Genomic DNA, 20,755 nt, shown 5'->3' with positions numbered 1-20,755 from the left:
GGAAAAAAGCTTGTATCATATATTGTTTTAATAAGTAAAAGAGGGAATAGTAGTGCAAACGGTAGCCCCTTATAAGAATTCAGGCAGGTGTACGAATGTTATCAAGCATTGCAAAACGTTGGAAAACAAGAAAACAATAAAAAAAAATATATAATAGCAGGGAGAAGAGAAACGCATGTATAATATACTTAAACGTCAATTTAATTACATTATCCGAGGGGTGATTCGGATTAACGAAGAAGTACAAAGGGAATTGGACCTATTGGTGCAAAAGATTCGTGAAACTGTATCTTCAGTCCAAAAAATCATCCTTTTTGGCTCTCATGCATATGGCACACCAAATGAAGACAGTGATTTTGATCTCTGTATTGTTGTGGAAGGTGTAGGAGAAAGAAAAAGGGAAGTCATTAATCGTATCAATTGGGGGATTTACGATGTAATGGAAACACCAGTTGATATTTTAGTGTATGGACCAGAAGAGTTTCAAGAACGTGCTAGCCGCAATGTAACTATGGAACATAAGATTGCACTAGAAGGGACGGTCCTATATGAGAAATATTGAGGATCTAAAAGAGTGGATAACCATTGCAAAATCTGATTTAGATTCTGCTATTTACTTATCTGATATGAAACCTTTCCCCACTGCAATTATTTGTTATCATAGTCAACAATGTGTGGAGAAACTTCTAAAAGGATTTCTTGCACTAAACGGTAGGTCAGTCCCTAAAACTCATAACCTTTTACTGCTGCACAAATCTTGTTATAGATTAGATGAGGAGTTCTCATTGATTTTAGAACAATGCGTGCAGCTGAATGGTTATGCTACAGACATTCGTTATCCGTATTTTGAAGCCCTTACTGTTCAAGATGGGTTAATAGCTATACAACATGCTCAAAAAGTAATGCGTTTTTATAAAAAGATCTTAAACAAGCTAAATATAAATGAAATCGAAATCGATTAAAAATAGAGGAAATATATAAAAGAGAGTGCCTATGATAAGGGACTCTCTTTTTCTATTTAAAAAAGAGGAAGAATGCCCCATACATAACAAAATAAAATCTTATTTTGCTAGGGGCTAACAATAAAATTATGGACATTTACACACAAATTAAAGAGGAAATGAAAAAAGTCTCTCGCGATTGTTGTTTTGTTGGTTATAGCGGGGGGGAAAGATAGTTCTGCTATGTTGACATTGCTATGGGATGCTATTTCTGAGCTGTCGCTAGAGGATCGTACAAAACCTATTCATATATTAACTTACGAGGTTGGGGTAGAAACACCTGTTATGACTGCTTATATCTCACGTACATTAAAGAAAACTGCTATGTATAGCTGTTCGGGTTCTTCAGACCAAAACAAAAAGCATAGTTAATTCCTATGCGGATACCCATGCTTTTTCTTGTTATTTCATTTGTTTTTTTACATTTTGTGCCTCACAAGTGACCGTTATCAATTATTTCTCCTTATATAAAAACAAATAACGATAACAATTGTTATCGTTTTCCGACAGAAGACTCCTTCCTCAAAATTGTGAAGGTGTGAAACACCAATTTTAAGTGGGAGATTAATGTCGGTTGGCATACGCCAACATGTTTGCTATCATTTACTTGTACAGATTGCTCTTCGAAAACTGAAGTTATGAGGTTGGTTGCAGAAAAACGTTGCAACCGTAAAATCTTCAACGTTCTTTCGCCCCATGCTTGCCGAAGTTGCGAAAACCAAGCTAAAGTAGGGAGTGTGGTGCGTCAACGTACAAGATACTTATGTTTTCACCGTAGTGACTACGGGTAGAGCCTGCTAAGATAACCGGTGGATACATTGGTGTTCGCAGGAATCTCCCACTTCAAAAAGTCCGTAAGGACGTTAAGTGGTGAGTAGTTCAAAGCTCTGGACTGATATTTAAACAGGCTATCTCTTTAGTGATTTTTTCTAATGCTTCAGCTTGCGTCCTTCTCTATACTCCACTTTATTAAAGGACTATACTCTAACTTAAAATTACTTTGATAATCATATTACGAACTCTTTTTATTGCTACTATTATTCAGTAATTGCTCTATTTTAGATTCGTCGATTAATACGTTTGAAGAAATTGTAGGTGCAAGTATAAAACCAGGTTGTTGCCAGTCAGCTAAAGTCAATAAAACTGCTACAGTCGGAAGAAAATACAATTGCCAATCTTCATCGTTCAAGCCAGCACGTCTTGCTTCTGGTTTCAGCAAGCCAAAAGAACCATCCTCCTGTTGTTGATCAAGTAGCCATTCTAATGACCATTTACAAGCAATATCTTGTTGTAAATTGAGGTAAGCACAGGTACGTAACAGAACACTAACTACTTCTATATCCCAATACCGGGCATAAGAGACAGCCAAATTTGGTAAAATTGTGGTTAAAGAACCACAATCAATGGGATGACGGCCATATGTAGTAGCATTTGATAAATTCTGGCAAAATTTTAATGTTTGTTGACGGTTCATATTAACCAATTCTCCTATTGTTGGCCAAGTATACAAACTACTTTTTTGTTTTTGTAACTTAACCTTAAAGCCACTATGTTGGAGAAGATTATAGAGTAGATTTAACTCGTTTGGCAGTGGATCAAAATCCTGCAAAACCTTAGCATATTCAAGTGACAAATCAAATAAGCATGGATGAATAATCTCTTGTTCTTGTAGAAATTTATGTACTTCTACTGCTAAAATCGGGTCACCGGAATATGTCCGGTAATCAAAAGGTGCAATTTTTTCCACAATCTGATTTAAGTTAAAAAGAACTTGATTTTCCAATTGACCATTAACCACCTGTGTTGCCCATATGCCTAATAAGCGCTGCAGTTGACGTACTGTATCTTGTGGATTTATATCTAACCGAATTAACCAATTTTGTGCTTTTAAAACAGCTTTAGAATTTAACATTATATATCTCCTATTAATTAATATGAATATTACGACGTATATAAGATCCGCAAAAAAGAATTCCTATTAGAGTCGTATGATAACAATTCTCAAATAGATTTTTTTGATCTGGAACCTCATTAGAAAGAGAAAAATGTGGTCCCGGTAAAGCACCATCCAGTCTCCAAGCCCGTAAAAATTCTAGAGCAGCAGTTTTAAACAAAGATGTATTACTTCTCCCTAATGCAACCATGTTAATTAATAGTTCACCTGTAATATCCCAATCTGCCTTCTTCCAATAATATATCAACAAAGATTCTAAAACTTTTATTACATCTTGATTTTCATCTCTTGGTAAGTGCATCGTTAATCCACAGAAATCAGTCAAATAAAATAATGTGTGAGTGATAGAATAAACTTCCCATTCAGATAGAAAAACTGGGTTTGGACAAAGACCAAGAGTTGTAGATCTGTAAATGGATTGCCAATCTGGTGGTTCCTCCATTAAACCTGCCTTCCATTGCATATATTGTAATTCCAAGGTACGATATGGAGTTTTTTCTGAACAGTTTGGATAATTGTATTTTTGTATACTTTCCAATGCTTTCTCATATTTTTCCAATCGATGACCTGCCATCCGTAACGTCATATACGCTATGAAATAGTGATCAAAATGATTGGGCATTTTACGTGCACACTGTACAATTAATGGATCATCAAAGAAGTCCAACAAGAATTCTTCAATAGGAATTGTCTGCAGCTTCAGTCTAGAATCATTCCATTGATTTATAAAACTATACATAAGTGCCAATTCTGTAATCTCTTTCATATTTTCAGGGTTTGCTACATTTTCAGGTACAAACATTGGCAAATTCTCTATAGTCCAATTCAAACCACGGGTAACACAGGCTCGTAATTCTCTGTTAAAATCATCTGACAGTGAATTATTCTGAGGCTCTATTTTACTCAAATTTATATCTCCTATTCTTAAGAGGCAGGATTAAAGACTTCCTTTACCTCGTAATTAAGTTATAGTCTTTAATCCTACGATGAACACTCTTTTTATTACAAAAATAATGCTACTCCTTTACAACAATGCAGTAATTGCCGTTGCAAGCCACAAACCCACTTTTAGCAGAAAGACCCATTTCAGATAATTCTTTTGAAAAATTAGCTAATTTTTCTTGATCTAAATTTAGCATTTCTTTTTTTACTAGAGCCTTTAAAATATCCTCATGTTGGTTAGACATTTCAACACCTCCTTATTATTCAATAAACAGTATTTCCTAAATCATCTTTTAAATACATATATTTCCTTTAGGGTGATTATTAATTCTAAAATAGTAAGCAAAACTCTCTTACTCTCAGTTACCTTCAAACGCTTTAATCTTTTGCTCAGAGAGAATACTCAGTATCTTTACATGGAATAATGAAGGATTGAGCTACAATATAAGAGGATATGATGAAAAAGCTAGTATGAAGCTTTTGTATGCTGCAGAGTTTACAAAATTGACTTTATAGATTAATAGAAACAGAGGAAATGCTATCCGAAGAGACAAACCATCTCTTGGCAAAAGTACTTAAGGAATTAGGAAACGAGGCTTTTTTAATAGCTTAACATGCAAATAGAAGCTATATTTAAAGTGACTACCAGTAACGTAGGTACTTTCTTTAAATTAATAGTAAGATGATACAATGTATTAATTAATATATAGAGAATATAGGGGGATGAATTATGCGCCTATACATATTAGAAATTACTACAGAACATAAAATTAGTTTTATTAATGCAACATCAATAGAAAAGGCCATAGAAGCATTTAAAAGGATATATAAACATTATGAAGAACAAGTACCATTTTACGTTAGAGAGATACATCCGAGTGAAAAAATCATAATGGATACAATAAGTGGTGAAATACATTGCATAGGAGACAATAGCGTTCTAAAGAAATGTTTGGAGAATCTTATGCACTTATATACTCCAATTGATTGGGTTCCTACACTTGTACTATATCAAGATATAAAAACTGATCCGATTTCGTTTACTATACATAAAGAATGCCTTATAAAAGGAAGCCCTGAATATAACGAGGTTGGGATGGATGTTTGGAAAAGCGCTCTCCAGGTATCGTTAGATGACCACAGAGAGGTTTGGAATGCCCTAAAGACATTTTTACACATCCAGGTACTTTCTGTATTCGAATTAGAACAAGTAATCAAAGTTAATGAAATAAGGTGATAATAATGGAATTCGAAGAACTTATACAGTTTGTAGAAGAAAATAAGCAAGAGCATTTTCAAGATATAATTAGTCAGAACGAAGCTGCAATTAAAAAGATAGATGCGGAAAAGTAAGAAGTAATCAAAGAAAAATATATTAATAAGAAGACGCGATGTTTTGCCCCTTTGGATCTGTTTATCTAAAGGGGTGTTTTTATAGTGAAAAGTGAAAAGAAGATCTGAGCTGAAAGGCGGATTAAGGAACCGTTGAGTAGCAATAAAGTTACTCAACTAAAGGGCCAGTTTGTGGAGGATTTTAACAGGTTTTTTAGAGTTATTATTAAAAAAAGGATTTTGAAGTCTTTTGGTGAAAATTAAATATTAAATCTATAAAAGATAGAGGTTTTTGTGATGTTGAAACTGTTTCAATATAACTGGCAAGTCCGTGATGATTGGTTTACATTGTGCGAAGACATACCAGATGAAGAACTATTAAAGAAACGGGTCGGTGGGTTCGGCAGTATACTACATACCCTATTTCACATTGTAGATGTGGAATATATGTGGATCTTAGGTTTGCGAGGTGAACCAGTGCCTGAGGAGCCACTGTTTGAGGATTATGCTAGCTTACAAAAAGTGAAAAATCTTTCAGCTCAATACCATGAGAAAGTGAAGCCATTTGTGACATCTTGGACAAATGAAATGGATTCTCGGAAACTTTCAGAAACTGATTTCAATGAAGAACCGATTAGCTCTAGAGACGCACCAATCAGGCGCCGAGTCATTGAATGTACACACGGAGAGATCATACGTCATGTCATTGTCCACGAAATCCACCATATTGGCCAGTTATCTATATGGGCACGTGAAATAGGAAAAGAGCCTGTTTCCGCAAATCTGAGAGGAAGAGGGCTATTCGATAATTAGACTGCCTTTGCCAATTTTTCAGCTTTAGAATATTTCATTCTAGCCATAAAAAATACTCCCCTTAGATAACAGATTTTTATTTTTTATCTGTCTACCTAATAGGGAGCATATCAAATCTTTTTCAAAATGGATTCTTTTTATTTATCGTAAAACTTTGGATTGCGAGGTATTTTTGATCAAACTTTATTTCAAAGCTACAACTGTAAATATTGATAATATCTTTTTAAAGATATTTTAGTTTTGAACCCCATCCTTCTTACCAACTCATCTTCAGCTAATCCTTGCTTAATAAGACGGAGAATAAAAGTGTTTCTCATCTGCTGTGCAGAGATACGCCTATTTAATTCCGCACGTTTCACTTCAAGTCGTATCATCTTTTGTATAGCAACTTCAGACAAAGCCTTTGGTGCATCATTTTCGTACACCCATCGATACGTACCTCGATTAAAATCAAATGCCACAAATAGAGGATTATCTGTGTGTTGTCTAGGTCTTACAGGCTCCGGAATAGTCGTGTAATATTTGTAAAGCTGTTGCGTATCTTCCATGGCTAAAGAGACAGACCTAGTTGCTCCGTTTTCTCCAGGTACCATTAAGAGATTTCTAGCAAACTGTATATGGCTCATATTAAGCGATACAAGCTCTTGCAAGGACAGCCCATAGTTTACTACTAAATTTATAATACAAACGTTTCTATCCATAATAAGAGGGCGATATTTAGCTTGTCTTTCCGTTAAGCCCTTCGTTGATAGCACAGTTTGTTTTAAAAGCTTTTCTTCCATTTCAGTAATAAAATCATTATCATTTAGTGATTGATCCGGAATTAAAGAGAGATTAATACCATCCAATGGGCTAACTATACCTAAAAACATGTGTACCTTCTTCAAAACCACCCATATTCTGTGTCTTGTTTTCTGAGAATATTTACGCTTGTCTTCTAACTCAGAGAAATACGTCTGATAGTCCGCTTCAGAAAGTTCACGCCATGATTTGATATGTAGAAGTTTCTCATTTGCTCTTAGCCACTTATAAAAATCTTTAATATCGTAAGCATAACGTTTAATCGTGGATTGTTTCCGTCCTTTTTCTGTTAAATAAGCAGAAAAGGCAGCTAATGTTTCTTCTAAATTAATGTTTTCGCTCATTATAATCACCTAATTTCTTAGGAATTATTATAACAGAAAATAAGTGAAAGACCTGCTACCGCCCTTTGCTACGCACGGTTGCTGGCATATCCAAAACGCAAACGGACAAACAACCCTTTGCGTTTTGGATATGTTGATTATTATTTATAAAGCAAAATAAATAGGGCTATTATAATACTCCAAAAAGGCACTACAAAAACTAATCCCCAAAGAATTCCTCTAAAAAATCCAATTTCGTTATAAATATTTATTTCTATGTAAGTCGAATCTTTTAGTACAGCCATGCTTAATCCTCCCAATATAAATTGTTTATTAAAATGAAAAAAGGACAAACCTCGCCCGTAGGGATACGTAGGTTTGTCCTTTTTAATGTGGGTAATGATATGTTTATTTACCATTATTATAACTTAATTTACAGATATTTTCAATTAGATCAGACTTCTTATTGCCATGGATACTAGTAACAAAATTTAATAATAGGGATAAGGAGAATTGCTAGTTTGGATATAATAAATAGATTTACTAGTATCCTGCAGGTTCTTTAGATGTTGCTCTTGATCATATAAATATCTTTGTTCCAACTGTTTTTGAATAGTATCATCATAGTTTAGATTGTCTTCAATAAGTATCCAATCTTCATCACGGTTATATTTTTTCTGTTCAATTTTCCAACCTGTTCTACTAGCAATGTTATGGGGTAAACTTTTCCTTTTGCATTCATCAAATGCAGCTCTACCTGCGCTTTCGCCTGCTTTCATACACCCAGCCACACCACCGATAATACCTCCAACTCCAGCCGTAGCTGTAGTCGCTGCTGTGTAAGCAGCGATACAAGCAGAGTATGCAGCAGAAACAGCACCACCTGCACAAGCGACTATAGCAGCTTTTTGCTGCGGCGTTGTTTCATCCAGATAATATGCCACCGAATAAATTTCTATGACTTTGGTTTTCATCCCTAAACAAAGAAAAGGAACTTTTGTGCACTTACCGAAAGCACAAACTTTTTTATGACAAGTATGACTATACGGTTCGTCATAACTAAAACGTTTAATTAGATTTCTAATTTCAGCCATAAAATCACCCAATTTTAATTATTAAAATCTCTTTAACTATTTATGTGTGTATGATTGTCCTTGTTCGGCATGTATACCTAGTAATTTGAAAATAGATGAATAACTATAAGATTATGTAGGAATATGAGTATAAAAAACTTATTAACAAGCATACTAGCTGTATTAAAAATCTATTATAAATATATATCTTATATATTAAAAAGAAATAAAGATAAAACTATTATAGGTTATCAAAAATAGAGGAAAGATTTACTCCCACAAGGGAAAATTTGATGTTAGAACCTAAAAAATCATAAATAGTAGAAAATGTATTCGTAGATTCAATGATTATTAGACTTTCAATTCTACAAAAAAGCATAAAGGGAATCATATGTTTCTACATGAAATCGGAAAGAAATTGATACAAGTCCCTTAATATTTACCCAACTATAGAAATGGGATTTTTTTCTTTATTTTGGTAAATAAAGCGGTATCTAGCATCAAATTATCCACATTTTGTTCAGAAAATGTAGCTATATGTTAACATTACTCAGTATTTACACATAACTCACATTATTGTTGATGATTTTTATTAGATGAAATGAACAACAATAGTATTATCAAGGATATTGGGAAAAATTTATTCACATTTGATCATATTTGTCCTCATATCCACTATTTATATAAATATCCTTTTGATTTTTTGTAGATATAAAATTGAATGTTTTACTACACATGAAAAATACCCAATGTGTAGTGTGGAGATTCTTGTATAGCTAGAAGATGATTTGTATAGTATTGCATAAAAAAAGACCCCATTTTACATGAAGTCCTTTTGATTTGGTATGTATAAATAGAGTAGTGGAAAAGGGGAGGGAATGAAACAAACACGAATAGCCCTCCACTTTCGATTTTTTCAAAAATAGAGAGCTTGTTGCTATTATTTTATTTCCATTGCATTTAGCACCTGATCTGGAGCTGTTATTGTTACACCAGCACGTACTAAACGTTCGAAGGTACGCATAAACTCTAGTAAATTAAACTGTTTTGGTAGCTCAATCACACGCAGCTGCTCTTGTGGTAGTTTATCAATGGATTCGATAAACCATTCACGTACATCACTTGGAATTGTGCGTTCTTTATGGCCACGAACTTTTAGTTTTTCACGCATTTCAATTTCTAAAGCGATATATGCATGGAGATTTACTCCCTGATCATATGCATATTTTCTAAATAACGTTTCTTCCTGGTATTTTAGATAATTACGGTGATAAGACTCTTCCGTCACTGGTACCGCAAACTTCTGCTTCAGTAATGCATGCACATTTTTAAACATCTTCTTAATGTTGTGAAGAGAGTACATAGAATAATGTAAACCGAAATTAAAGACAGCTTGCTCACGGTCACTATTTCTCTCTTTTGGTATATGCTGCGCAATAAGAGGGTAGATACCTTCTTTTGCTGCTGTATCGAGAATTTGATATTGAGATGTTTGATGCAATAGTTTCTTCAATGTATATACAATTTTCGTTGGATATCCTTCTTTTCGATCAACCATGTCACGTAGTCCGCGGATTACACTGCGAATTTGACGATGACAAGTGTGCTTTAATACATGAATGAATTTATTCATATCTGCAGACAATTCACCAATATTCATCTCTTGTAGGACTGCTTCGATAAATTTCGCTTTTCGAGCATAGGTAGCTTTTGGTGTAAATGGATCCCTATGTTGTTCTTCTCCAGCTTCTTTCGAACATAAGTAGTCTGAATGGATAGACAGATATAATGTCGTATATCGTTTTGTATGTTTTACACCTTTTTGCATTTTACAAATTTTGAATAGGGGATTCCCCGTACATGGTAATGCAGTTGTTAATTCCTCGATAACCGCACGAATCTGATGCGGATATTTTTTATGTAAGAAACGATACATCCCACCGAAGTGAGTTTTGTTTCCTCTTTCGTCCTGCTTGTCCAAAGAACGCTTTAATGTTGTTTCCGTATGTTGTTGCATCGCAATGTCTAAGAATAGTTTTTTAGCCGCTACAGAGAGCTTAAAGAAAGCCTTTGTAAATACAACTGGACTAATATATACGTACGGATTTGCTTTTTCTGTTTCCTCATTCATAAAATGAGTCAGTTTGATTGTATATCGGCCATCTAAGCCATTTTCAATAGAGATTATGTTATGTAAGCTTAATTTTTTTAATGCAATATAGAATTGTGAGTGTTGGATATAAGCAAATTCTTCTTTATATTGCTTGTAATCTTCCCACATCATATGTATTGTTACATTTGGAATGACACCATTAGTAAAGCATTTCTTATGCAGATATAAGAAAACTTCGAGATCAGCATTCGTAATACCGTATAATTTATGTTTTCTTCCGGTTTTTTCTGCAATTGCAGACATTGCGCGACGTGAAAAAGATGGCTTGGCTTTTTCGACAAAGCCTTCTACGTCAGCAATACGTTCTTCGTATGTCACGTGCTGCAGAATATCTTCTAAATATGTATCTTTATAGCTATAGTATTTCTCTTCAAATGTTTCCACAAATTTTTGCCAAGATTTTAATGTTACTAGCACAGCATTGGTTGTTTCCCCATTTAAGCTACGTTGATTTCGTATTACAAATGATTTCCCCATCTTTTTCACCTCCGTTCTACAAATTCAGAAATATATGCCAAAATACTATAAAATATACCAATTTTGATTATAGCAAAATGAAAAATGTTGAAAGGTGCCCCTTTAAGAGGAATTTTTAAAACATGAAACACGTTATAAACCCAATGATTATAAGGGATCGGAGAATCTATGGAAAAAAATTTGTGTTAAGGATATGGTAAAAAACGTTTCATGTCCTAATTGTATATACACAATAATGAAACACGGGAAGATTGTTGATATATAGAGGGTTGTGGGGAATTGTTTATAATTTTAGGTCAAGGATATGGCAAAAGTGTTTCATGTTTTAATCATAGGTCGTTCATTAGGAAAAGATACTGTAAATCCCTTTATATAAAGGGTTATAGGAGAAAATGTAATAGCTTTAAGGTCAAGGATACGGTAAAAGGTGTTTCATGTTTTGAGTTTTGGAAGGTCAAGGATATGGCAAAAGCGTTTCATGTTTGATATATAATGAAATTTACAAAAAAACTAAGGTGAACCTTTGGTACATAAGGTTTTTTGACTGTTCCATATGTATATTAAGGTCAAGGATATGGCAAAAGAGGTTCGTTAAAATTCAATGATTGTATGTATTAAAATAAAGATAAAACGTGGATACCTATGGATTTATAAGGTTTTTGAAAAAAATTTGTATTACGTATTTAAATTAAGAAAAATTGATTGATGTCTCATGTTTTCGGATTTAGGTTAAGGATATGGCAAATTTATTTCAAATAAATTTGAAAGGATCTGGTGTATATGCGATATAAATTCTATTCATATGAACTTTTTATGAGAATATGGGAACGACTAGATAAAAATGTTTCATAATTTATAGGGAAGGTTCACTATATGGTAAAAAGTGTTTCATATCTTAATTTATTAGATTGATTGAAGACCTATTGAGAACTAATGTATAATTAATGTTATTTTATGTTGTAAATAAAGAAAATTTGTTTCATTATTGCTTGAATATTACCAAAACTAGAAAACAATAAGTGTTTACATATATGTAATAGATTAAATGTTTGTTTGAAAGGAAATTACGGAAGGAGTGATAATGTGGAGAGATTAACACAACTGTTTACGGATGCATTATTAATATCTGAGCCTTTATACGGAAACAATAAAGTAGTTTGGAAAAAATGGACTGCTTTTAGTTCAGATGTAGAAAAAGATAATACTAAGGTTGTAACTTCTCAACATGTTTCACCATCTTTTTCGGCATTAGTATCATGGTTGAGTAAAAAGAATGAAGAAGGAATTACTTCGTTACAAATTGGTATTAAGTTAAAAGAGTATAAAGATGAAATTCATGCAACTATTGAAAAGGTATTAGAAGATGAGTTTAAGAATGCTAATAAGTTTAATGATGAAACAATCATCCAGGGAGACGTAAATGAGGATGAAACGGATGAACCAGTTGATAAAGAATATTTTGAAGTTAATAATTCCGCAGTTTATTTTAAATTACGTGATGGAATCTCTAAAAATCATTTTGAAGAAGACGCAGGTATGGGTGTGAAATCTTACCCTATTGAAACAAAGGAAAGTAATGCCATAGCTCAGCTCTCTTCTCACAGAGATGAAGATTTAAAGCTTATTAAAGATGATGAAGCATCTCGCTGGAATACTTTGGTGAATGATGTAATGAGCAATATGGATGATCTGACAGCTGATGTATTGGACTCCATTACCATCCAGTGGCTAGCACAAGCAAAATCCCCAGATGAATTCATAGAATTTTCATATGAGCAAGTATTGGATATGTGCAATGTACCAAAAAAGAAAGTAAGTAAAGGAGAGTACTACAGACCTGAAGATAAAATTAAGGTTGCTAAGCGTATTGCAGCACTAGCAAGTATCTTCATTTATTTAAATGATGATAATGAAGTAGTAGTCTTAAATGAAGAAAATGAACATGATGAAAAATATAAAGTAAAGAGAGAAGTTGTCAAACGGTTATTTGTCTTGGATTCAGTTGTATTATGGAGGCACAATACAACAAATGAATATATGGGCATTGAATCTTGTCGTATCAAACCAGGGAGTTTTTTAACAAGTTATTTATATGGTTCAAATAATACCACAGCATTATTATCTAAAAAGGCACTTGAGTATAATAGTTATCGACATAAGTATCATAAACGTTTAATTCGTTATCTAACATGGCAATGGAGAATACGACAAATATATTCAACTTTGAAGCGACCATACTCCATTGGAGGAGATAAAGGCTTATTAGCTGTTATGGCAATCCCGCTTAGTTGGAAGCCGAGTCGGATTAGAGAACACTTAGAGAATGTTCTTACTGACTTAGAAAAAGAGAATGTAATTTCTAAGTGGGAGTATACAGTATCATTAGATGAAGAACGTTTTAATAAGAAGAATTGGTTTAAAGATTATTGGGTGAATTTAAATATTACTATACTCCCACCGGAAGAATTAATTAAGTCAATGTATAATTTACCTAAGAAAAAAACACTAGAGTTAGAAAATAATACTGAAGCATCTGTAGAGTATTTTGAAAGGGCTAAGGATGTTGTTAATATGCCTCCGAAAAAAAATAGTGAAGAGCTTAATAGATTTGATGAAGAGGCTGTTCGAGAGAAAATACTTAGACAACGCAAAGTTGATAATAAGTCTATACGAGAATTAGCAAAAGAAATAAGAATATCGGCACCTACATTATCTAGATTTTGTAACAAAGAAACCAAGCGGTTATCTGCAAATGCAGTTAAAAAAATGTCTAAGTGGTATGAGAGACAAGAAATATTAGAAAAAATGTAGTGGTGAACCAGATTATTAAAGAAGAAAAAACATTTTGTAGAATGTTTTTTCTTCTTTTTACTATGTCTGTTTCTAAATAATAATTTATAAATAGTTTTTATGCTCTCTGAGAGAAAAGATCCTTTGCAATAATATTAAATAAGCACGCAGATACGCTAAGTACAGCAGCCCCCTCATTATATAAAAGCATTATAAAAAATAGAGAAAATAGAATCGCCTTAAGTAAGATTTCATTTTTAGCCTGTTTGATATGTTTCAAAATAGTTAACATCTCCTTATTAATTAGTTAATAGAGTGCTAGGAACTAAAGCTAGATACTCTATTGGCATATTTTACTCATTATCAAAGTAAATTCTAAGAGTGAATTTATATTTGATAAATTAAGTTTATTTAAGTAGGAAAATATTTCTGTCAGCGTTAAAATTATTAGTGAAATTAAAAGTAATTATTTCTCCTGCAAGGGGACTTGTTAAATTACAAGAAGAGTTAATAACTAAGAAAATAAGTAAAAGGAACCGTTAGCCATCAAGATGGAAGAAAAGCCAATAAATATCCTTAATCAAGATATCCTTAATAATATCTAGTTATATATTAAAAGGTGAACACAAATAAAGAGAAGAATAATTAAAGTATTTGTGAGTTAGCAAAATAAAAGAATTTTTAGTATTCAATATTTTTAAGAATGTTATATCATAAAAAAAGATCAAACGATGATATAAAGAATTAACTTGATAGGTGGATAGAGAGACAATATGTAGTGAATTTTATTGTAAATTACGACTCCATATATTAAGGGTATTATGAAACTATACATTTTTGTTAATCAGTTAGGTAATAGCTATGAAAATAGGGTCGAACATATTGGTGTAAAAGAATAAATTGATTTAGAAATCTCTTTAATTTTTTAGGTGCGAATGTATAGCAAACATGAAATTCCTAGTACATTCGCACCTAGAATTCTTATACTTTATGGATTGAATTTATAATTTTTATAAAAATTACTTTACTAAATAAAAATATTTTTATACTTTTGAATAGAATTAACGTATTTGTGGTTGATTTTGAACACAAATCGGGGTCGCACCTTATATAGGTGCGTGGATTGAAATACTTACTTTAGCGCAACTAGAGCATATTCATTTGTCGCACCTCATATAGGGCGTGGATTGAAATCCGCACCCTGCGAAACAATAACAGTTGTTGTCTGGTCGCACCTCAAATAGGTGCTTGGATTGAAATATCATGTCAAAGGCCATTTGCACTCATTGAGGTAGTCGCACCTCATATAGGTGCGTGGATTGAAACCATTGGTTTATCAGGAGTCATTGGCTTATCTTTTTCGCACCTATATAGGTGTGTGGATTGAAATATCATTTGAGTGCGATCTATTTCAACAGCATTTAAAGTCGCACTTTATATAGGTGCGTGGATTGAAATATTTGGTAGCGCATTGTATATGGATGCACGATTTGTCGCACTTTATATAAGTGCGTGGATTGAAATACAATTCCTCGTGGTATGAACCCTGAAGATGTTAAAGTCGCACCTCATATAGGTGCGTGGATTGAAATTCAGACGGCTTGTCTTTTTCCGTAGGCTTATCTTTTTCGCACCTTAAGTAGGTGCGTGGATTGAAATGGATCAGTAAACGGCAATGAAAAACCCGCCGTCGTCGCACCTTATATAGGTGCGCAGATTGAAATTAGTAATGCTCTGGCTTTAAAACGCTCTGCAGTTTAGTAGATACTCAACCGGAAGTATCTACATCTGCAGTATCTAACAAACATGTAAAAAATATAAAATGGAGGGAGATTGAATGACGTACATTGCTCATATACGCGAGAGTGACAGTCAAGTACAAACAGTCGAAGAACATTTATTAGGAGTAAAAGAACTAGCTGAAACCTATGGAGAAAAAATTGGTATAAAACATTTAGCTGGTTTAGCAGGTATGCTCCATGATATGGGTAAATACACCAATGAGTTTAAAGAATATATATTGGAAGCAGTAAATAATCCTAATTCTCCACCTAAAAGGGGGAGTGTTGATCATTCAACTGCAGGGGGGAAATTGTTATATCAATTATTCCATACAGAAAATATTATTCCTTACAAAGGGATAATATCTGAGATAGTGGGAAATGCCATCATTTCTCACCACGGATACCTTCAAGATTTTTTAAATCCAGATTTAGAATCGCCCTATTTAAATAGAGTGCGAGATAAGCAATTAAGAGGATTTGATGCTACACAACAATTCTTTTTTAAACATGTTATGAAAGAGAAAGATTTTCATGAGTATGTTGACAAAGCTACTGTAGAATTAGAAAGTTTCCTACTTAAAGAATCCCCAGAAAATGCTGAAAAACAATTAATGTTTTTAACTAAATTCATCTTTAGTACATTAATTGATGCCGATAGAACAAACACCCGATTATTTGAAGAAGAAAAAATTGTAGAATCAGTAATAAATTCTGATGAGTTATTTGAGAAATACTACGAGAGACTCATGATAAAAATTAATGCTTTCAAAAAACAGCAGAATGCAAATACCCCTATTAACATGTTGAGAGCAGACATGTCAGATCAGTGTGATCAGTTCGCTGAGAGGCCATCAGGAATATATACGTTATCTATTCCAACTGGTGGTGGTAAAACATTAGCAAGCTTAAGATATGCACTAAAACATGCAAAAACCCATAATAAAAAACGAATTATTTATGTTGTACCTTTTACAACAATTATTGAGCAAAATGCGGAAGAGGTGCGAAGAATATTAGAGGATGAAGAAAATATTTTAGAACATCATTCAAATATAGTTGAAGAAGTGAATGATCATGATGAAAATGAAGACGGTATGGCTAGCATACAACAAAAATTAAAATTAGCTAAAGATAATTGGGATTCTCCTATTATTTTTACAACCATGGTGCAGTTTCTAAATGTGTTTTACGCAAAGGGAAATAGAAATACTAGAAGACTCCATAATTTAAGTGAGGCAATTATTATTTTTGATGAAGTGCAAAAAGTTCCTGTTTCATGTGTTTCATTATTTAATCAAGCATTGAATTTTTTAAAAATATATACTCGTTCCAGTATAGTCCTCTGCACTGCTACTCAACCTGCTTTGGACTTTGTAGAACAAAAATTAGACATAAATACGGATGCTGAAATGATTAATAACCTTGATCATGTAATTGAAGCATTTAAAAGGGGGAAAATCATTGATCAAGCAACTAATGAAATCTTTAATAAAGATAAACTCAAAACATTTATACATACAAAAATAGAGGAAGTACAAAGTATCCTCATTGTTCTAAATACAAAATCAGTTGTGAGAGATTTATATACACAATTACAGAGTCAAGGATTAAATGTTCCTATTTATCATTTAAGCACAACAATGTGTGCAGCACATCGACATAAAATTTTAGAAGAAGTTAGAGAATGTCTCAAAGAAGGAAGAAAAATCATTTGCATCAGCACACAGTTAATCGAAGCAGGTGTAGATGTAAGTTTTGAGTGTGTTGTTCGTTCTTTATCAGGGTTAGATTCTATAGCACAAGCTGCAGGAAGATGTAATCGCCACGGGGAAAAGGGCATACAGAATGTCTATGTGATTGATTATGAAGAGGAAAACTTAAGTCATTTAAAGGAAATTAAAATTGGAAAGAAAATAACTAAGAAAATCCTTATGGATTTAAAACATAACGATAAAATACATGGAGGACATATTTTATCAAGAGAGGCAATGAAAAGATATTTTAAAGAATATTATAGAGAATTTAAATCTGATCTAGATTATTTTATTCCAAAACTAAAAAAGAACATGACTGAGTTATTATCCGTACCAAGAATAGAAAATAGCTATCGTCGAGCATATATTCATAAACATGATAAAAAAGATATTCCATTATTTATTATAAATAGCTACCAGACAGCGGCCAAACATTTTAACGTCATTGATGATATAACCACTTCAGTTATTGTCCCATATGAAGAAGGAAAGGATATTATCGCAGAATTAAATAGCAATAACTCCATTGAGGATTTGAGTCGATTATTACGAAAGGCACAACAGTATACAGTTAACTTATTCAACTATGAAAAAGAAAAATTGATAATAAACGATGGACTCGTATACTATCTTGATGGGGAAATTCTAGCCTTGAAGGAAAGTGCTTATAATGATGAATATGGTTTGAATGTGCTTAATGAGAGCGATTTTAAGACAGCTATATTTTAAACCCTATCTTTGTTTGAGATAGGGTTTTTAATCCATGTTTTTATACCACATCAAAAGAATTCTTAAATTTCATATAATATATAATCGCTAAATATTGATATAGTTACATAGGAGGAGTATCATTAATTTACTAGAAAAATATAGAAAATGAAAAAGGAGGAAGAATCTTTGCGGAATTCTATTGAATTTGAGGTTTTTGGTGATTACGCACTTTTCACAGATCCTTTAATGAAAATGGGAGGAGAAAAGTTAACTTACCAAGTACCAACTTATCAAGCTATCAAAGGGATTGTTGAATCAATCTACTGGAAGCCAACTCTTCTTATGATTGTAGATAAAATAAGAATTATGAATGCAATCAAAATGGAATCAAAAGGTATTCGTCCAATTGAATATGGTGGTGGAAATACACTCGCAAATTACACATATTTAAAGAATGTAAGATACCAAGTTCAGGCTCATTTTATCTTTAATCCTCATCGACCTGATTTAGCTTTTGATCGTAATGAATATAAGCATCATAACATCCTAAAACGTTCACTTAAAGTTGGAGGACGGCGAGACATTTTTTTAGGAACGAGAGAATGCCAAGGATATGTGGAGCCTTGTGTTTTTGGCGAAGGAGAAGGCTTTTACGATAATTATGGTGGAGATATTCATTTAGGCACAATGGTTCATGGGCTTAATTATCCTGATGAAACAGGTAGGAATGAATTAGAAGTTCGATTATGGAATCCGGTAATGAGAGATGGAATTATTCAATTCATCCGACCAGAAGAATGTACAAAAATCCGTAAAATATCCAAGATGGAGCCAAAGATTTTTGACAGTTCAAACGTTGAATCAGTTGATGAGCTTATAAAACAATTAGAAGAAGGAGGTGAATAAATGAGTTGGCTATTGAATTTGTATGAGACCTATCAATCAAATTTAGATCGAGTCGGTAAAATTGAAAAAAAATATAATGGCCAAGAATATACATTGCTACCTATTTCACACACTACTCAGTCAGCAAATATTGAAGTTTTAATTACAGAAGAAGGGGCGTTCCATTCAGCAACAGTCATAGATAAGAGCGACGCCAATACATTGATCCCTTGTACAGAAGACTCTGCAAGTAGGTCTGGTACCGGAGCGTATAAAGTTCCCCATCCATTACATGATAAATTAACTTACGTTGCAGGTGATTTTGGTGAATACGGCGGCAGTAAAAAAGAAGAGGAGTCATTTGGCTATTATATCGAACAGCTAAGGAATTGGGTAGAATCCCCGTATACTACAGATAAATTAAAAAGCATTTACAAATACTTAAGAAAAAAACAATTAGTAAAAGACTTGGTAGAAACCAAAATATTATGGCTTGATGAAAACCAAAAGCTGATTGGAAAATGGGATAAAAAAGTTGAAGTTTTTCTGGGGAACAAGCCCGAAATCTTTACAGTGCTTCCAGCTGGCCAAGAAGCCGCGTTTGTTAGATTTACCGTGTATTCTCCAAATAAGATGCTATCAAAGGTATGGCAAGACAAAGATATACATAACTCCTTTATTAATTTTTATGATGGCCTCCTCGATAATGAAGATTACTGCTATGTTACTGGGGAAATAAAACCGAGTACAGATAAACATGCGAAAAAGATTAGAAATGCCAGTGATCAAGCAAAGTTAATCTCTTCAAATGATTTAAGAGGTTTCACATTTAGAGGAAGATTTACTACGTCAAATGAAGTAGCGAATATTAGCTATGATGTGTCCCAAAAAGCACATAATGCATTAAAATGGCTTATTAACAAGCAAGGGAAAATTATCGATCAACGTGTATTTCTTGTATGGGGCAATGATGCAGAAGATGTTCCTGATATTGTAGAGGACAGTTACAATATATTTTCAATGGATATAAGAGGAACTAAAAAGCGAGAAATAAAATCCTATACACATGAACAATTTGCCAATGAAGTTGCTAAGGCAATTGATGGTTATAAAAATAATTTATCTTCCAGTGAAAATGTAAATATTCTCTTGCTTGATTCAGCGACAACAGGCAGATTAGCGGTTCTTTACTATCGTAATATGGATAAAAACCTTTATTTAAATAGGTTAAAGAACTGGCATTCTACATGTGCTTGGGAGCATGGTTACCGTAAAAATGCAGATAATGAATTTATTAAATTTTATGGGGCACCGTCAACCAGAGATATTGCATTTGCTGCTTATGGGCCAAAAGCAAACGAAAAAGTAGTTAAGAATTTGATGGAGCGTATGCTTCCTTGCATTATAGATGAGAGAAAAATCCCTTTCGACATTGTTAGAAGTGCCTTTCAGCGTGCATCAAACCCTCTATCAATGGAAAAATGGGAATGGGAAAAAACATTAAGTATTACATGTGCATTAATTAATACAATGGAGGGATATCAATTGGTATTAGATAAGGAAAATAATAATAGAGATTATCTCTTCGGACGCCTTCTAGCCGTTGCGGATGTTTTGGAAAGAAAGGCATTAAATAATGGGGACCAACGTGCTACAAATGCTAGGAGGTATATGAATTCCTTTTCTCAACATCCGGAAAGAACATGGAGGACCATTCAAGGTGCCCTACAACCGTATCAAGCACGTTTAGGGGAGAAAGTTTGGTATTATAACAAATTAATTGATGAGATTGGCTCAAGGATAAAAATTGAAGATTTTAATAATAAACCACTGTCTGGCAAATACTTGTTAGGCTTTTATAGTCAACGGCATGAATTGTATCAAAAAAAAGAAAAAAACATTTCACTAAATGATGCAGTAAATATTGGAGAGGAGAATTAAA

At 33.1% G+C, this 20,755-nt stretch carries 15 protein-coding genes and 1 pseudogene; 9 read left to right on the top strand and 7 right to left on the bottom strand.

Annotated elements, in window-relative coordinates:
* The first annotated feature begins 175 nt into the window (after nucleotides 1-175).
* The 3 genes and pseudogenes from CN409_RS27555 to CN409_RS27545 form a co-directional block, all read left to right on the top strand.
* Nucleotides 176-562, top strand: a complete 387-nt coding sequence (locus CN409_RS27555; RefSeq protein WP_000282359.1) for a nucleotidyltransferase domain-containing protein — start codon at nucleotides 176-178, stop codon at nucleotides 560-562.
* A complete protein-coding gene (locus CN409_RS27550; protein WP_097891931.1) occupies nucleotides 549-962 on the top strand; it encodes a HEPN domain-containing protein in 414 nt (137 codons plus the stop codon). Before CN409_RS27555 ends, CN409_RS27550 begins: the two co-directional genes overlap by 14 nt.
* Before the next feature lie 125 nt (nucleotides 963-1,087).
* Nucleotides 1,088-1,319 (top strand): annotated as a pseudogene (locus tag CN409_RS27545) (phosphoadenosine phosphosulfate reductase); the annotation flags it as partial.
* Nucleotides 1,320-2,013: 694 nt separating this feature from the next.
* On the opposite strand, the gene CN409_RS27530 reads toward CN409_RS27545, so the two are convergent.
* The 3 genes from CN409_RS27530 to CN409_RS32060 all read right to left on the bottom strand — a co-directional run bounded on the left by CN409_RS27530 (nucleotide 2,014) and on the right by CN409_RS32060 (nucleotide 4,142).
* The gene (locus tag CN409_RS27530; RefSeq protein ID WP_097891940.1) at nucleotides 2,014-2,913 is read right to left on the bottom strand and encodes a hypothetical protein; all 900 of its coding nucleotides are present in this window, start codon (nucleotides 2,911-2,913) and stop codon (nucleotides 2,014-2,016) included.
* Nucleotides 2,914-2,926: 13 nt separating this feature from the next.
* Entirely contained in the window at nucleotides 2,927-3,862 is a 936-nt protein-coding gene (locus tag CN409_RS27525; protein ID WP_097891943.1) for a DUF6895 family protein, read from the bottom strand.
* A 109-nt stretch (nucleotides 3,863-3,971) separates the two neighbouring features.
* Nucleotides 3,972-4,142, bottom strand: a complete 171-nt coding sequence (locus tag CN409_RS32060; RefSeq protein WP_170951630.1) for a hypothetical protein — start codon at nucleotides 4,140-4,142, stop codon at nucleotides 3,972-3,974.
* Nucleotides 4,143-4,627: 485 nt separating this feature from the next.
* Between CN409_RS32060 and CN409_RS27520 the strand changes: the two genes are divergently transcribed.
* Together CN409_RS27520 and CN409_RS27515 are read left to right on the top strand one after the other, a co-directional pair.
* On the top strand, nucleotides 4,628-5,134 hold the full coding sequence (locus CN409_RS27520; RefSeq protein ID WP_065230061.1) for a hypothetical protein: 507 nt from the start codon (nucleotides 4,628-4,630) through the stop codon (nucleotides 5,132-5,134).
* 392 nt (nucleotides 5,135-5,526) lie between these two features.
* Nucleotides 5,527-6,042 (top strand): DinB family protein, encoded by a 516-nt coding sequence (locus tag CN409_RS27515; protein ID WP_000915549.1) that lies wholly within the window; start codon nucleotides 5,527-5,529, stop codon nucleotides 6,040-6,042.
* Between the two features lie 194 nt (nucleotides 6,043-6,236).
* Here CN409_RS27515 and CN409_RS27510 read toward each other — a convergent pair whose 3' ends face one another.
* The 4 genes from CN409_RS27510 to CN409_RS27500 all read right to left on the bottom strand — a co-directional run bounded on the left by CN409_RS27510 (nucleotide 6,237) and on the right by CN409_RS27500 (nucleotide 10,889).
* Nucleotides 6,237-7,187, bottom strand: coding sequence for a tyrosine-type recombinase/integrase (locus CN409_RS27510; RefSeq protein ID WP_097981433.1), 951 nt, complete (start codon nucleotides 7,185-7,187; stop codon nucleotides 6,237-6,239).
* A gap of 140 nt (nucleotides 7,188-7,327) precedes the next feature.
* Entirely contained in the window at nucleotides 7,328-7,471 is a 144-nt protein-coding gene (locus CN409_RS32055) for a hypothetical protein (RefSeq protein WP_000279635.1), read from the bottom strand.
* Nucleotides 7,472-7,657: 186 nt separating this feature from the next.
* Nucleotides 7,658-8,260, bottom strand: a complete 603-nt coding sequence (locus tag CN409_RS27505) for a hypothetical protein (protein WP_097981431.1) — start codon at nucleotides 8,258-8,260, stop codon at nucleotides 7,658-7,660.
* A gap of 919 nt (nucleotides 8,261-9,179) precedes the next feature.
* Nucleotides 9,180-10,889 (bottom strand): hypothetical protein, encoded by a 1,710-nt coding sequence (locus CN409_RS27500; protein ID WP_097891299.1) that lies wholly within the window; start codon nucleotides 10,887-10,889, stop codon nucleotides 9,180-9,182.
* 1,083 nt (nucleotides 10,890-11,972) lie between these two features.
* Between CN409_RS27500 and CN409_RS27490 the strand changes: the two genes are divergently transcribed.
* From CN409_RS27490 to cas8c, 4 genes are all read left to right on the top strand, one after another.
* Nucleotides 11,973-13,700 carry a helix-turn-helix domain-containing protein gene (locus CN409_RS27490; RefSeq protein WP_097891295.1) on the top strand — a complete coding sequence of 576 codons (1,728 nt, stop codon included), beginning with the start codon at nucleotides 11,973-11,975 and terminating at the stop codon, nucleotides 13,698-13,700.
* A gap of 1,816 nt (nucleotides 13,701-15,516) precedes the next feature.
* On the top strand, nucleotides 15,517-17,946 hold the full coding sequence (locus tag CN409_RS27485; RefSeq protein ID WP_097981430.1) for a CRISPR-associated helicase/endonuclease Cas3: 2,430 nt from the start codon (nucleotides 15,517-15,519) through the stop codon (nucleotides 17,944-17,946).
* Nucleotides 17,947-18,114: 168 nt separating this feature from the next.
* Nucleotides 18,115-18,834 (top strand): type I-C CRISPR-associated protein Cas5c, encoded by a 720-nt coding sequence (gene cas5c, locus CN409_RS27480; protein ID WP_033667568.1) that lies wholly within the window; start codon nucleotides 18,115-18,117, stop codon nucleotides 18,832-18,834.
* Entirely contained in the window at nucleotides 18,835-20,754 is a 1,920-nt protein-coding gene (gene cas8c, locus CN409_RS27475) for a type I-C CRISPR-associated protein Cas8c/Csd1 (protein WP_097891291.1), read from the top strand.
* Nucleotide 20,755 lies beyond the last annotated feature (1 nt).

The organism is Bacillus sp. AFS012607, from assembly GCF_002558005.1.
Taxonomy (GTDB): domain Bacteria; phylum Bacillota; class Bacilli; order Bacillales; family Bacillaceae_G; genus Bacillus_A; species Bacillus_A thuringiensis_S.
Note: the sequence above shows the minus strand (reverse complement) of the source record. Positions and strands in the feature narration are given on the sequence as shown.

What these genes read in the sequence shown, in the direction of transcription:
- CN409_RS27485 (WP_097981430.1), top strand. Translation starts at nt 15,517, where the DNA reads ATGACGTACATTGCTCATATACGCGAGAGTGACAGTCAAGTACAAACA.
- CN409_RS32060 (WP_170951630.1), bottom strand. Translation starts at nt 4,142, where the DNA reads ATGTCTAACCAACATGAGGATATTTTAAAGGCTCTAGTAAAAAAAGAA.
- CN409_RS27510 (WP_097981433.1), bottom strand. Translation starts at nt 7,187, where the DNA reads ATGAGCGAAAACATTAATTTAGAAGAAACATTAGCTGCCTTTTCTGCT.
- CN409_RS27515 (WP_000915549.1), top strand. Translation starts at nt 5,527, where the DNA reads ATGTTGAAACTGTTTCAATATAACTGGCAAGTCCGTGATGATTGGTTT.
- CN409_RS32055 (WP_000279635.1), bottom strand. Translation starts at nt 7,471, where the DNA reads ATGGCTGTACTAAAAGATTCGACTTACATAGAAATAAATATTTATAAC.
- CN409_RS27550 (WP_097891931.1), top strand. Translation starts at nt 549, where the DNA reads ATGAGAAATATTGAGGATCTAAAAGAGTGGATAACCATTGCAAAATCT.
- CN409_RS27555 (WP_000282359.1), top strand. Translation starts at nt 176, where the DNA reads ATGTATAATATACTTAAACGTCAATTTAATTACATTATCCGAGGGGTG.
- CN409_RS27530 (WP_097891940.1), bottom strand. Translation starts at nt 2,913, where the DNA reads ATGTTAAATTCTAAAGCTGTTTTAAAAGCACAAAATTGGTTAATTCGG.
- CN409_RS27500 (WP_097891299.1), bottom strand. Translation starts at nt 10,889, where the DNA reads ATGGGGAAATCATTTGTAATACGAAATCAACGTAGCTTAAATGGGGAA.
- cas8c (WP_097891291.1), top strand. Translation starts at nt 18,835, where the DNA reads ATGAGTTGGCTATTGAATTTGTATGAGACCTATCAATCAAATTTAGAT.
- CN409_RS27505 (WP_097981431.1), bottom strand. Translation starts at nt 8,260, where the DNA reads ATGGCTGAAATTAGAAATCTAATTAAACGTTTTAGTTATGACGAACCG.
- CN409_RS27520 (WP_065230061.1), top strand. Translation starts at nt 4,628, where the DNA reads ATGCGCCTATACATATTAGAAATTACTACAGAACATAAAATTAGTTTT.